Here is a 13,268-nt window from a genome sequence, read left to right on the forward strand (position 1 = left end):
CCTTTATGCAGATTTAGATACCCTTTCTAGGGAAGGTACGTTTTGTTTTCTTTCGATAAAATGAAAATAACAAGTTAGAAATAAGGATAGACCTATATATAATGCAATAATATAGGTGGTGTACGGTAGATATGTATCAATACCAAACCAACTGCCCCCTCTCTGGATAATTAGCAGGGAACCGATACTAGCTTTTATGAATTCTGAATATACCGCAACGATATGGCGATCCATTAAGGAAGTATAAGCAAAAATTGAAACCATGAGAAATATGGCGTAATTTACGATTTCGAGCAAAGTTAAGTTGGCTACACTAATAAGGAGGTAATACATTAATAAAACGGTCATAAGCAATTGAAACCAAGACCATAACTTGAGAAATAGAGAACTCTCGGTTGAATATTTTTTGCGAGTGTAAGGATCTGTAGTATATAGCAAGGGATGTTTTTTGATCATATCTTGAGGTCGCCATCCTGTGGGCATGAACCATATACGCACTTTATCCCATACCCGTTTGGTGCGCCATGCATCTTTTAAAATTTGCCAAAAATGTATGTAATTAATTAATATTGGGTTCCATGTGTTAACAGGCTTTTTCACACCGTAGACAGGTGGCTTTTCAGGAAGTTCTTCTTGAAAAGTGCCGAAAAGTTTATCCCATAGTATGAAGATTTCTGAGTAGTTTTTGTCCAAATATTCATCATTTATCGCGTGGTGTACGCGATGATGCGATGGGGTTACCAAGATATATTCCAAGATTCCCATTTTTTTAATGAGTCGGGTGTGATACCAGAATTGGGCAAAAAAATGAACAGGCGCTACAAAAGCTACAACTTCGGCAGGAACACCTAGCAATGCCAAAGGTATATACAGAAAGAAATAGATTGAAAAAATGGCTGATATGTTTTGACGTAAGGCACAGGCCAAATTAAATTCTTCGCTACTATGATGAATAATATGACGATTCCAAAATACATTTATGGTATGGTTGAAGCGATGGGACCAATACCCTGCAAAATCTAACCCGATAAAAGTTAGTGCATAGACTGCTATGGTAGATTTGATTTCAAGCAGCGCTATATGATTCACCATCCAGTCATAACTAATAATAACGACGGCTAAACCCATTAAAGTTTTTAAGGTATTAGTAATACCAGAGCTGATACTGGAAATTGTGTCCAGAGGTTGATTAACCTGTATTCTTTTTAATCGACTTACAGCGTATTCTATCAGAATTAACACAATAAAACCAGGGATCGCATAGCTCAATGCGGTTGCATACGTTTCCATAAAAAAAGTTTAACTAAAAATACATAAAGTATTTGAGAACCTAAAGCTGAACATAATGTTTTAATAATCAGAAAATAATAGTGTTTGTGTTGAAATTCTGCGTAGGTTTTTGTGCACCAAAGTTTAACTTTTAAAAAACAGAAAAAAAGCAGTTATTTTTTTTATTTAAAAGACTATATTTGCAGCCTGAAAAAAGCTCGTATTCAATTGAATTGAATATAAGTGGTTTTCAAGATAGTTAAATACTAAACATTAAATAGTTACATAATGTCTCAAGTTACGGGTAAAGTATCACAAATTGTAGGTCCGGTTATCGATGTAGAATTCGCTGCCGGTACAGAATTACCAAAAATTTACGATTCGTTAGAAATTAATAAAGCAGACGGTAGTAAGCTAGTGTTAGAGATTCAATCTCACATTGGTGAAGATACTGTACGTACCATCGCAATGGATTCCAGTGATGGATTAAGTAGAGGAGTTGAAGCTGTAGCTACAGGTTCTCCAATCCAAATGCCAGTTGGTGGAGATGTGTATGGACGTTTATTTAATGTAATTGGTGATGCGATTGATGGATTAGGAGATCTTCCTAAGAGTGGAGATCATGGTCTTCCGATTCACCGAAATGCACCAAAATTTGAAGATTTATCAACCTCTACAGAGGTTTTATTTACAGGTATCAAAGTAATCGATTTGATTGAGCCTTATGCAAAAGGAGGAAAAATTGGATTATTTGGAGGTGCCGGAGTAGGTAAAACAGTACTTATTCAAGAGTTGATTAACAATATTGCTAAAGGTCACGGTGGTCTTTCTGTATTCGCAGGAGTAGGAGAAAGAACACGTGAAGGAAATGACCTTTTACGTGAGATGTTAGAATCAGGAATTATCAAGTATGGTGATGATTTCATGCACTCTATGGAAGCAGGAGGATGGGATCTTTCTAAAGTTGATAAAGAGGTAATGAAAGGTTCTAAAGCAACATTCGTATTTGGACAAATGAACGAACCACCAGGAGCACGTGCTCGTGTGGCACTGTCTGGACTTACGATTGCAGAATATTTCCGTGATGGAGCTGGAGATGGACAAGGTAAAGATGTACTATTCTTCGTAGATAACATTTTCCGTTTTACGCAAGCAGGTTCTGAGGTTTCGGCACTTCTTGGGCGTATGCCTTCAGCAGTAGGGTATCAACCAACATTAGCAACCGAGATGGGTGCGATGCAAGAGCGTATTACTTCGACTAAGAAAGGATCTATTACATCTGTTCAAGCGGTATACGTACCTGCAGATGACCTTACGGATCCGGCACCGGCAACAACGTTTGCTCACTTGGATGCTACCACAGTATTGTCTCGTAAGATTGCAGAACTTGGTATCTACCCGGCGGTAGATCCATTAGATTCTACATCAAGAATTTTAAGTGCTGATATTTTAGGAGATGATCATTATAACTGTGCACAACGTGTTAAAGAGTTATTACAACATTATAAAGAATTACAGGATATTATTGCAATTCTTGGTATGGAAGAATTATCTGAAGAAGATAAATTAGCAGTAGGACGTGCACGTCGAGTACAACGTTTCCTTTCTCAACCATTCCACGTAGCAGAGCAATTTACTGGCATCCCGGGAGTTCTTGTTGATATTAAAGAAACTATCAAAGGATTTAATATGATTATGGATGGTGAGTTAGATCATCTTCCTGAAGCGTCTTTTAACCTTAAAGGAACAATCGAAGAGGCTATCGAAGCTGGTGAGAAAATGTTGGCTGAAGCTTAATTTAATACAGAATTAAGAATACAGAATTAAGAATGTCTTACATCTCTATTTATTCTGAATTTATAATTCATAATTCATAATTGAACATATGTATTTAGAAATAGTAACTCCAGAGGCTGTATTATTTAGTGGTGAAGTAACTTCGGTTGCAGTGCCGGGTGTCGAAGGTGAGTTTCAAATGTTAAATAATCATGCACCCATAGTTTCGCTATTAGGCAAGGGAAAAGTGAAAATATATGGTAATATTGCTTTAGAAGATGAAGTAGCTTCTAAGTTTTCAAAGGATCCTAATGGAGCTACTGTACTAGCTATTACTTCGGGTACTGTGGAAATGAACGATAATAAAGTGATAGTATTAGCTGATTAATTAGCTTTAGCATCTTATAATTTTGGAAAAGGTCTCAAGCAAATTGTTTGAGACCTTTTTTAGTTTAGATAATTACCATTTCCATTCAACGATTTCCCATGTTGTATTCGACACTTTATGACTTAATAATGTTTCAAATCCTACAGCATGATGTGCATTAAGGGAACGTTTATTATTAGATGAAATCTCAGTAATTAGTACCACATATTTTTTCCGATAGCATTCCTGCATTTTGTAATATAAGCCTTTAAATATCCCTTGCTTGCGATACGCTTTGTCAATACAGACCTGACCCATAACCAAGTAGGTGCGGTCATTTTTGATTGCTCGATCAATACAAGTAAACATGGGTTTAAGCTCCTCGATTTCGTTTTTAAGCTCTGTAGACATGGATAGTGCGTAACCCACTACTTTGCCACGATGTTTTGCAATAACATGAGGTTCTATCAAATTCATTTTCTTAAGCACTTCAAATGTATGATGAACCATAACAAAACCTTCTTTACTAATCTCCTCTGCAGAAATATTTTTGGCCAAATTCTGATTTTGTAATCTTAGAATTTCCCGTAATTCTGTGTCGGTCTCTGCAAGTGTATACCTTATTTCAAAAGGCTTGCTATTCATTTTTTAACCAATCGTTTCGTTTTTTAAGTGCTTCTTTATTTGCCTGCTCATCCAAAATGATCGCTGTCACAGGATTTTGTTCCAAGTGGAGTGTCGTTTGCTTCTTTTTACCTAATCGTTCGTAATTGATACGTATAGAATCGCCTGTCTTATACGGAGTAAGAATATTGTCCAACTCTTTTTTATTTCTGATCGTATCATTGTCGATAGTACGTATCACATCCCCTTTTTCCAGCCCCGCTCGATAAGCGGGACTATTTTTAATGACGTAGTCTGATAATTTAGCCTGTTCCTTGTTAAATTTTACTGTTAAGCCACTATACGGTAAGTCTTCGTTTTCTAATTTGATCCCGACTTTTTCAAACAATGTTTTATAATCCGGTCTTTTAGAGTCGTAAATAAAATCATTAAAAAAATGGCTTGCAAATGCTTTTCCTGTATAGGAGGCTAGAGCATCCTTCAAATTTTTAACTGTATAAGGTGTTTGAGATTTACCGTAACTGTTCCAGACCAGTTTCATATAATCGTCCAAGTTGAGTGCCGGATCCATAGTTCTTAAAGAAAGATCCAGTGCCAGTCCCAACATACTACCATACGAATAATAGGATATGAAAGTATTTCCACGATTAACGGGATCTACCGATTTTGCTGCATCTACGAAGGGGGCTTGAAAACTCATCTCAATTGGGCTAAAAAAGTCACGGCCCGGTGAATTCCAGACATAGTTGTAGGACTTACTAAGTCCTTCTACATAATCTTTAGTACTCATCAAGCCGGCTCTACATAGAATCAAATTGGTATAATAACTAGTAAAACCTTCAGCAAACCAAAGCTCACCAGACATATTGGCTTCTTCAAAATTAAAAGGTTCCAAAGATTTGGGTCGAATACGTTCAACATTCCATGCATGAAAAAATTCGTGAGAGACGGTACCAATATTTTTTTCCATACCGCCATCAGCTAAACTTCTACTGTTGGTAAGGATCGTAGAATTGCGATGTTCCATACCATCTCCTGATGCTTGAGAAATATAACAGGCTATAAATGTGTATTCGTTATAATCGAAATCTGGATAACTCCCAAATACTTCTTTTTGCTCAGGAACAATTTTTTTTATTTTTTCAAAATAGGTGTCTGCGTCTTCTTGTGTGCCATTATGATGTAATGCGAGTTTAATGGTGTATTCTTTACCTTCCGCCGGTACTTTGAACGCTCTTAGCATATAATTACTTATTTCTATGGGACTATCCATGAAATATTGCAAATTTGGTGCTGTAAATGTTGAATCGTTCACTTTTTTAAGTTGTGTAGCAACTTTCCATTCTAAATCTTTTCTAACTTTTACCTGTAATTGACTAGGGGTGTCTTTATAGCTTGGGGCGTATAAAAATGTAGCAGGGGTATTTAAGTGTGCGTGGCTCTCGTCAATTTGAGAATAGGTTCCGTCAGCACGATCCGCAAATAAAGTGTATGATATTTTTACCGTACCATCGTGATTTGTGATATTCCACTGATGTGGATTCGGTCTCGTATAATTTAACTTTTCACCAGAGCCGTTCTCTACCTTCACGTCGTATACATTCTTAGCAAATTCGTGCAAGGCGTAGCGACCCGGTGATGTTCTGCTCATTCTAACGGCAAGTGTATCCTGGCTAATATCCGTAAAGACAGCTTCTATGGTTGCTTCATGATGTACCGCATTTTCAAACGAAATGGTGTATGCTGTATGTTGTGAAAAGAGTGAAGTAAGGGAAAAGAAAACTGTAAAATGCGCAAGTATTTTCATTTTTTCGAATTGAGATAAGGATGTATTCTCAAATATAGGTATTATTGAACTCATCTTGACTTTTTCTATTTCCTAAAAAATTACTGAAATTCCCCCCATATTTCGTTACTTTTCTTATCTATAGCGCTGCTATAGCTTTCATAAAGTGTCTCATCTTGTCAAATTTTAACTCATTTTCGGTTAAACATAAAAATCAAGATGAGTTCCATTAAAATGTGTAAACGTGCTCAAAAGGATTTCATTAATTTTGTTATATATCAATTGATCGCTTTTGAATTTATTAATCGATTTTAAAACATACGCTAGGTATAATGAAGTTTCCGGATCGCTTAACGATAAAACTTACTAAAAGAGAGGCAGAAAATACACTTCGTACAATTACTGTCTCAGAAGGCAAAGTGGATTTTTCTTCAAATGATTATTTAGGCTATGCTAAATCAAAAGCCATACACGATCAAGTAACTCTTGAGTTACAAGCACAAGATGGGACGATTAATGGTGCTACAGGTTCGAGATTAATAACCGGTTCTTCGCTGCAAACTGAGACTCTAGAAGATAATCTTGCAAAGTATCATGAAGCAGACTCGGCCTTGCTTTATAATTCTGGCTATGATGCTAATATTGGTTTCTTCTCAGCAGTTCCTCAGCGTGGTGATGTAATTATATATGACGAGTTGATACATGCTTCTATACGAGATGGTATGCAGATGAGCTTGGCCAAAGCTTATAAATACACACATAACGATTTGAATAGTTTAGAGCAAAAGATCATTGCAGCTAAACAATCAAAACCAGAGGCAACTGCGATTTATGTAGTAACCGAGTCGGTATTTTCAATGGATGGTGACACACCTGATTTAAAAGAATTCGTTGCTTTGTGTTTCAAGTATCAAGTATATCCAATTATCGATGAGGCGCATGCTGTCGGGGTTTTTGGGAACTACGGCGCAGGATTAGTGCAAGAATTCGGACTGCAAGACAAGGTGTTTGCACGTATTACAACGTTTGGCAAAGCCGTAGGAGCCCATGGCGCTATAGTTTTAGGGAGTGCACAGCTTAGAACTTTTTTGATTAATTTTTCACGAAGCTTTATTTATACTACGGGACTGCCGCCACATTCGATAGCAACTATCGCTACGGCTTATCACTTTTTGAGACAAGGGAATGAACAGCAGCTTTTAAAAAAGAATATTCAATTTTTTAAGCAACAAATTCAGGTAGAAGGTATTCAACACTTGTTTATTGTCAGCGATTCAGCGATTCAATGCTGTTTGCTACAAGGAAATGAAAAAGTAAAGGCTATTGCAAAAAAAATACAAAATCAAGGATATGATGTGCGGGCGATTCTGTCCCCCACGGTTCCGGCAGGTGCAGAACGCTTGCGTTTTTGCATACATTCTTATAATTCTAAAGACGAAATCACTAATGTTTTAAACTTGTTAGCTACTTTTGTCCGAGAATACGCAATGCAAGATCATGACAACTAAAAAGAGTAATACACCTAAACGAATTTTTATTACCGGAATTGGTACCGAAGTAGGAAAGACTATTACTTCTGCCATTGTGGTTGAAGCACTTCAGGCAGATTATTTCAAACCTATACAAGCAGGAGATTTGGACTATGGCGATGCTGATAAGGTAAGAGCATTAGTTGCTAACAAAAAATCGACATTTCACTCTAATAGTTATGCGCTTCAAACACCTATGAGTCCGCATGCAGCTGCAGAAAAGGAAGGGGTTACAATTGAAAGTGCAAATATTATTTTTCCAAAAACGGATAACGCCCTAGTGGTGGAAGGAGCTGGAGGATTACTCGTTCCACTTAACGATACAGAAACCATTTTAGATCTCATACCTAAAGAGTATACAGTTATTGTCGTATCTAGACACTATCTGGGGAGTATCAATCATACCCTTATGACCTTAAAACTTCTGGAACAACTTGGATTTAATATTGCTTTAATTTACAGTGGAGCGCCACACCCTACTACAGAAGCGATCATTCAGAAGATGAGTAAGGTGAAAGTGGTCGGAAGAATCGATGAAGAACCTTATTTCGACCAGCGTGTGATAGCAGAATATGCTGAGCTTTTTAGACATGAATTACAAGCACTATAAAACTGTAGGTGGTTTAAATTGACTATTATGAGTACACTTCAAGAAAGAGATAAAAAGCATTTATGGCATCCATTAACGCAACATCAAATACATCCTGAGGCATTGCCTATTGTCAAGGCTAAAGGAGCTGTGCTATATGATGATGAAGGAAAGTCTTATATCGACGGAATTTCATCTTGGTACACTGCAATGTATGGACATTGTAATCCCTATATTTTGGAGAAGGTGAAGCAACAAATGGAGACATTGGATCAAATCGTATTTGCCGGCTTCACACATGGTCCGGCGATCGAACTTTCTGAAGCTTTAATTGATATTTTACCGGATAATCAGCAGAAAATTTTCTTTTCTGACAATGGATCCACAGCCAATGAGGTTGCTATTAAAATGGCCTTGCAATATTTTTTTAATCGGGGAGAAAAACGCAATACGATTATTGCCTTCGAAGATGGGTTTCATGGAGATACCTTTGGAGCTATGTCAGCTTCTGGGCTCTCTGTATACAATGGTCCTTTTGAAGAATTTTTTATCGACGTTAAACGGGTTGCAGTACCTACCGATAAAAATATCTCTGAAGTTTTAGCGTCTTTGAAAACTATCATAACAGAAAATGAGGTGGCAGCCTTCATTTACGAACCATTAGTTCAGGGGGCTAATGCTATGACAATGTTTGAAGCAGAACATTTGGATCAGTTGTTAAGAGTTTGCAGAGAACATGGAGTATTACTAATTGCAGATGAAGTAATGACTGGATTTGGTAAAACCGGAAAGCATTTTGCTTCAGAATATATGCAAGTGCAGCCGGATCTTATCTCCTTATCAAAAGCACTAACGGCAGGTTTTGTACCGATGGCCGTTACGAGTTGTACGCAAGCGATCTATGATGCTTTTTTGGATAATAGCATTGGGAAAGCTTTTTTTCATGCACATACGTATTCTGCAAATCCAATAGCATGCTCAGTAGCATTAGCAGGAATCATCTTATTACAATCTGACGAAATTCAGCAGGGTATTGAGCATATTACCGCTAGACATCGTGAATTTGACCAAAAAATAAAGGAACACCCCAGAGTTCGGTCGACACGACAAATGGGCGTGATCTATGCCTTAGATTTAGAAATTGAAATGGATCGCTATGGCAAGCAACGCTATGAAATTTTTAACCATTTTATGGATCAGGGTGTGGCGCTAAGACCACTTGGCAATACGATCTACGTCTTGCCGCCTTATGTTACTACTGATGAACAACTGAACAAAGTATATGGAAGTATTTTGAAGTTGTTGGACAAACTTTAAAAAATTGAGTTTTGTTGTTCAAAACCGAGCAAATCAATCTGCTCGTCGGTGCCATCGATAATTACATAGATTTCAGAATAGTTCCAGTGATCCTCCTGTTTCGTGCCAACTACATAGAGTCGGGCTTTTCCTTTGGGTCCTTTAATAGGTATGCTGATATCAGCAGTACCTCTATCATTTTCTAAGGATAATGAACCTTGCATGATACCATCTTTTTCTATAGGTTCTCCCAGAATTCCGACAATGTATTGATCTTGTCGAACTCGTTCTAGACCCGATTCATAGGGATCAGAAGAAGTCACCATTTTACTAACTCCGAAAACTAAAGAGCCCAAAAAAAGAATTACTAATAAGATAATAGTCAGGCATCCGCCAAGGGGAACTACCCATCCCCAATTTCTGCCAAACCAACTTTTGTGCTCTGTAGTGTGCTCCATAATCTTATAAAAATAGCATATGTGTTTCTGGTTATTGTTCTTAACAAACGTTAAGAACGGATAAAATACTGTATAGCCTTTGAACAGAACATTCCAATCCAGTACATTTGTTCAAAAATAGAAAAATTGATCGAACCTATCTCTATAACCGGTATGGCATCTGTATCGCCTTTGGGTATGAACCAAAATGAAATATGGGAGGCGTACACTAAGGACCAACATAAAATTACTTCGAGAAAATATGTGAGTACTGCTGCTATAGTTGCAGAACTACCTCGTCATGCGGCGGATCAGATAGCAGTCTTACGCAACAGTACGGCGAATTATCAAGCGTTGGACAACTCGGTTCTTTACGGACTGTTGGCAGCACGCAATGCTTTTAAAATGGCAGGTTGGGATAAAAATTCGCATTTTGGAATCAATGTAGGCTCTTCGCGTGGAGCCACCTCGCTTTTTGAAAAGTATCATGAAGAATTTTTAGCCAAGGGAAAATCTTCAACATTAAGTTCGCCAACTACTACTTTAGGTAATATTTCGTCCTGGATTGCACATGATTTACAGAGTCAAGGCCCAGAAATTAGTCATTCGATCACCTGTTCTACAGCTTTACACGCCTTGCTCAATGGAGTAGCCTGGATTCAATCAGGTCTAACTGATAAGTTTTTGGTAGGAGGAAGCGAAGCGCCGTTAACGGCTTTTACTATTGAACAAATGAAGGCCTTAAAAATATATGCCGCAGATACGAATGCGGACTACCCTTGTCAAGCTATGAACCTAAATAAAAAGCAAAATTCGATGTTTTTGGGAGAGGGTGCAGGAGTTATTTGTATGGAGAAGGGCGTACAGAATAATGCGATAGCTCTGGTCACAGGAATCGGTTTTGCAACAGAACCATTACAACATAACATATCCATTTCAACTGAAGCTGATTGTTTTCAAAAATCAATGAAAATGGCACTTCAGGGCATGGATGCTTCCGATATAGATGTCGTTGTAATGCACGCTCCGGGAACCATTAAAGGAGATCAATCTGAGTATAATGCGATAAAGAAAGTTTTCGGAAGTCAAATGCCTGCTTTAACTACGAACAAGTGGAAAATCGGACATACCTTTGGCGCTAGCGGAATTTTAAGTTTAGAATTTGCTATATTGATGCTTGTAAATCAGAAGTTTATTAATATTCCATTTGTGACCTCAGATGGAGCACCGCAAAATTTACGAAGGATACTCGTGAACGCTGTAGGTTTTGGTGGAAATGCTGTTTCGGTTGTTATTGAGCAACGTTAGAAATACTAATGAATTAAAATGAAAAACACAAAACACATAATTTGGGGCTTAGTAGGGTTAGTTTTTGGGATGCATGCACAACAAAAAATCCATGATGATTTTGAACCGCAATTGTTTACCATTAATGGGTACAATATAAATATTGAAACAAGAGGAAGTGGGGGTCCTATTGTTTTTATAGCCGGTGGTCCCGGGGATTCACACGATTATTTACAAGGAAATTTTGGATCCTATTATAAAAGTAATCAAGTAGTTTTTTTTGATGGATTAGGCAGAGGTTTGTCTGATGATGCAAAAGATGCGAAGGAATACTCTGTAGCTAATGATGTTGAAATACTGGAAGAGATACGCAAAGTATTGGATCTTGAGCAATGGTCGGTTGTAGGCCATTCCTATGGAACTATTGTTGCTCAGGCCTATGCCATTAAATACCCAAAAAAGGTCTCAAAAATGATCTTGATTAGTGGTTTTCACAGTGGTTTAATGTGGCAAGCCAACTGCGACAGTTATAACCAATATGCAAAGACACATTTTCCTCAAAAATGGAAAACTATAGATTCTTTACGCAAAAAAGGGTTTATTTCTAGAGATAGTCTTTTTTCTAAAGTTTATGGAAGTCTTCCCGTAAAGTATGTGTACTATCACAATACTAAATTAAAACAACCTATGCCGAAGAAAGTAAAGCGCTCGTGGAACGCTGAGGTGTATTATGGAATAGTTGGTGATGATGCTGATTTTCACGTAACCGGAAGTATGGGAGCTATTGATTTTAGAAAACAATTGTCGCAGATTAAAACACCTACCTTGGTCGTAGCGGGACGTTACGATGGGGTTTCTACACCAGAGTTTGCCATGCAGTATAAGCATTATATGCCACAGGCAGAATTTGTAATGTTTGAGAACAGTGGACACAATCCTTATTTAGAGGAGCCAGAGAAATTTTTCAAGTTGTTTGATGAATTTCTCGAAATTAAAGAAAAAGATAAATAATTTAAAGCTATATCCAGTAATTCCCAAGAAACAACTATTGATCTTTAATTAAATTTGATAAAGTACCAAGGGATTTTACTATTTTTGAAAATTCACATACTGTTGATTTATGAGCGATACAAGACACGATTGGACATCACAAGAAATACTTGATATTTATAATAAGCCCTTAATGGAGTTGCTTTACGAAGCAGCAACTGTACACCGGTTGCACCACGACCCAAATACGGTTCAGGTATCCACATTGTTATCTATAAAAACGGGAGGCTGTCCTGAAGATTGTGGGTATTGTCCGCAAGCGGCAAGATACCACACAGACCTTGAAGGCAATGACTTAATGAGTGTACAGCAAGTTAAAGCACAAGCTTTGCGTGCAAAATCGTCTGGAAGCTCCAGAGTTTGCATGGGTGCTGCATGGCGAAATGTAAAAGACGGACCAGAATTCGAAAATGTGTTAGAAATGGTGCGAACTATTAATAAACTCGACATGGAGGTTTGTTGTACTTTAGGGATGCTTACCGAAAATCAGGCGCAACGTCTAGCAGAAGCCGGGTTGTATGCTTATAATCATAACCTTGATACTTCGGAAGAATATTATAAAGAGGTAATCTCTACTCGAGGATTTGAAGATCGGTTACAAACCATCGATAATGTACGTAAGACAAACGTAACCGTTTGTAGTGGTGGTATTATTGGTATGGGGGAAGAAACAAAAGATCGTGCGGGGATGTTGGTAGCGTTAACCAAATTGAATCCTCAGCCGGAATCAGTTCCTATTAATGCATTAGTTGCGGTAGAAGGGACACCGCTTGAGGAGCAAAAACCTGTTTCTATATGGGATATGATTCGAATGGTAGCAACCACTCGAATTGTTATGCCTAGAACGCAAGTGCGCTTATCAGCAGGTAGAACGGATATGAGTAGAGAAGGGCAAGCAATGTGCTTTTTTGCAGGAGCAAATTCAATTTTTGCAGGAGATAAATTACTAACGACGCCAAATCCTGATGTTAGTGAGGATATGGAGATGTTCAAGATGTTAGGCTTAAATCCGCAACAACCATTTGTAAAAAAATCGCAGCCAGAAACTGTTGAAGCTGAGGATTCAGTTTTTCAGGCAAAGGGAGAAAAACCTAAATGGTCTAGACCTGGACATAAAATTGAGCGTAATGAATTAGCCAAGGAAAAAGGTAAAGATGTTGTACTTGACAAATAGGATTGGATAATTTTCTTTTGGATAAAAACAAGGTAAGTCGGTGGGCTTAGATTTAAAACAGATACCAAGAGTTGCTAAGATCAG

12 protein-coding genes are annotated in these 13,268 nt (G+C 37.7%); 8 read left to right on the plus strand and 4 right to left on the minus strand.

The features are described from left to right. Positions 1-3: 3 nt before the first annotated feature. A complete protein-coding gene (locus BD809_RS01165) occupies positions 4-1,290 on the minus strand; it encodes a sterol desaturase family protein (RefSeq protein ID WP_148781116.1) in 1,287 nt (428 codons plus the stop codon). A gap of 267 nt (positions 1,291-1,557) precedes the next feature. Here BD809_RS01165 and atpD point away from each other — a divergent pair, with 267 nt between their 5' ends. Continuing rightward, positions 1,558-3,066: a F0F1 ATP synthase subunit beta gene (gene atpD, locus BD809_RS01170; protein WP_148781117.1), complete on the plus strand. Its 1,509-nt coding sequence runs from the start codon at positions 1,558-1,560 to the stop codon at positions 3,064-3,066. Between the two features lie 88 nt (positions 3,067-3,154). After that, positions 3,155-3,433 (plus strand): FoF1 ATP synthase subunit delta/epsilon, encoded by a 279-nt coding sequence (locus BD809_RS01175; RefSeq protein ID WP_148781118.1) that lies wholly within the window; start codon positions 3,155-3,157, stop codon positions 3,431-3,433. A 72-nt stretch (positions 3,434-3,505) separates the two neighbouring features. On the opposite strand, the gene BD809_RS01180 is transcribed toward BD809_RS01175, so the two are convergent. Both BD809_RS01180 and BD809_RS01185 read right to left on the minus strand, forming a co-directional pair. After that, positions 3,506-4,057 carry a GNAT family N-acetyltransferase gene (locus tag BD809_RS01180; RefSeq protein ID WP_148781119.1) on the minus strand — a complete coding sequence of 184 codons (552 nt, stop codon included), beginning with the start codon at positions 4,055-4,057 and terminating at the stop codon, positions 3,506-3,508. Continuing rightward, the gene (locus BD809_RS01185) at positions 4,050-5,897 is read right to left on the minus strand and encodes a M61 family metallopeptidase (RefSeq protein WP_246131390.1); all 1,848 of its coding nucleotides are present in this window, start codon (positions 5,895-5,897) and stop codon (positions 4,050-4,052) included. The genes BD809_RS01180 and BD809_RS01185 overlap by 8 nt, the downstream gene beginning before the upstream one ends. A 257-nt stretch (positions 5,898-6,154) precedes the next feature. On the opposite strand from BD809_RS01185, the gene BD809_RS01190 reads away from it, so the two are divergent. The 3 genes from BD809_RS01190 to bioA are packed head-to-tail and all read left to right on the plus strand — an operon-like array spanning position 6,155 to position 9,257. Continuing rightward, on the plus strand, positions 6,155-7,330 hold the full coding sequence (locus BD809_RS01190; RefSeq protein ID WP_170251720.1) for an aminotransferase class I/II-fold pyridoxal phosphate-dependent enzyme: 1,176 nt from the start codon (positions 6,155-6,157) through the stop codon (positions 7,328-7,330). Next, the gene (gene bioD, locus BD809_RS01195; RefSeq protein WP_148781121.1) at positions 7,320-7,961 is read left to right on the plus strand and encodes a dethiobiotin synthase; all 642 of its coding nucleotides are present in this window, start codon (positions 7,320-7,322) and stop codon (positions 7,959-7,961) included. Before BD809_RS01190 ends, bioD begins: the two co-directional genes overlap by 11 nt. Before the next feature lie 27 nt (positions 7,962-7,988). Next, on the plus strand, positions 7,989-9,257 hold the full coding sequence (bioA, locus tag BD809_RS01200) for an adenosylmethionine--8-amino-7-oxononanoate transaminase (protein ID WP_148781122.1): 1,269 nt from the start codon (positions 7,989-7,991) through the stop codon (positions 9,255-9,257). On the opposite strand, the gene BD809_RS01205 is transcribed toward bioA, so the two are convergent. Then, entirely contained in the window at positions 9,254-9,694 is a 441-nt protein-coding gene (locus tag BD809_RS01205) for a cytochrome c oxidase assembly factor Coa1 family protein (protein WP_148781123.1), read from the minus strand. The two genes, bioA and BD809_RS01205, sit on opposite strands and share 4 nt — an antisense overlap. A 126-nt stretch (positions 9,695-9,820) precedes the next feature. Here BD809_RS01205 and BD809_RS01210 point away from each other — a divergent pair, with 126 nt between their 5' ends. The 3 genes from BD809_RS01210 to bioB all read left to right on the plus strand — a co-directional run bounded on the left by BD809_RS01210 (position 9,821) and on the right by bioB (position 13,184). Beyond that, positions 9,821-10,981 (plus strand): beta-ketoacyl synthase N-terminal-like domain-containing protein, encoded by a 1,161-nt coding sequence (locus tag BD809_RS01210; protein WP_148781124.1) that lies wholly within the window; start codon positions 9,821-9,823, stop codon positions 10,979-10,981. 18 nt (positions 10,982-10,999) lie between these two features. Further along, on the plus strand, positions 11,000-11,971 hold the full coding sequence (locus BD809_RS01215) for an alpha/beta fold hydrolase (RefSeq protein WP_148781125.1): 972 nt from the start codon (positions 11,000-11,002) through the stop codon (positions 11,969-11,971). Between the two features lie 109 nt (positions 11,972-12,080). After that, on the plus strand, positions 12,081-13,184 hold the full coding sequence (bioB, locus tag BD809_RS01220) for a biotin synthase BioB (protein WP_148781126.1): 1,104 nt from the start codon (positions 12,081-12,083) through the stop codon (positions 13,182-13,184). Positions 13,185-13,268 lie beyond the last annotated feature (84 nt).

This window comes from Aquimarina intermedia (assembly GCF_008124785.1).
GTDB lineage: Bacteria > Bacteroidota > Bacteroidia > Flavobacteriales > Flavobacteriaceae > Aquimarina > Aquimarina intermedia.

Excerpts from the sequence above, each read along its gene's own strand:
- BD809_RS01165 (WP_148781116.1), bottom strand. The coding sequence starts at position 1,290 with ATGGAAACGTATGCAACCGCATTGAGCTATGCGATCCCTGGTTTTATT.
- atpD (WP_148781117.1), top strand. The coding sequence starts at position 1,558 with ATGTCTCAAGTTACGGGTAAAGTATCACAAATTGTAGGTCCGGTTATC.
- BD809_RS01175 (WP_148781118.1), top strand. The coding sequence starts at position 3,155 with ATGTATTTAGAAATAGTAACTCCAGAGGCTGTATTATTTAGTGGTGAA.
- BD809_RS01180 (WP_148781119.1), bottom strand. The coding sequence starts at position 4,057 with ATGAATAGCAAGCCTTTTGAAATAAGGTATACACTTGCAGAGACCGAC.
- BD809_RS01185 (WP_246131390.1), bottom strand. The coding sequence starts at position 5,897 with ATGAGTTCAATAATACCTATATTTGAGAATACATCCTTATCTCAATTC.
- BD809_RS01190 (WP_170251720.1), top strand. The coding sequence starts at position 6,155 with ATGAAGTTTCCGGATCGCTTAACGATAAAACTTACTAAAAGAGAGGCA.
- bioD (WP_148781121.1), top strand. The coding sequence starts at position 7,320 with ATGACAACTAAAAAGAGTAATACACCTAAACGAATTTTTATTACCGGA.
- bioA (WP_148781122.1), top strand. The coding sequence starts at position 7,989 with ATGAGTACACTTCAAGAAAGAGATAAAAAGCATTTATGGCATCCATTA.
- BD809_RS01205 (WP_148781123.1), bottom strand. The coding sequence starts at position 9,694 with ATGGAGCACACTACAGAGCACAAAAGTTGGTTTGGCAGAAATTGGGGA.
- BD809_RS01215 (WP_148781125.1), top strand. The coding sequence starts at position 11,000 with ATGAAAAACACAAAACACATAATTTGGGGCTTAGTAGGGTTAGTTTTT.
- bioB (WP_148781126.1), top strand. The coding sequence starts at position 12,081 with ATGAGCGATACAAGACACGATTGGACATCACAAGAAATACTTGATATT.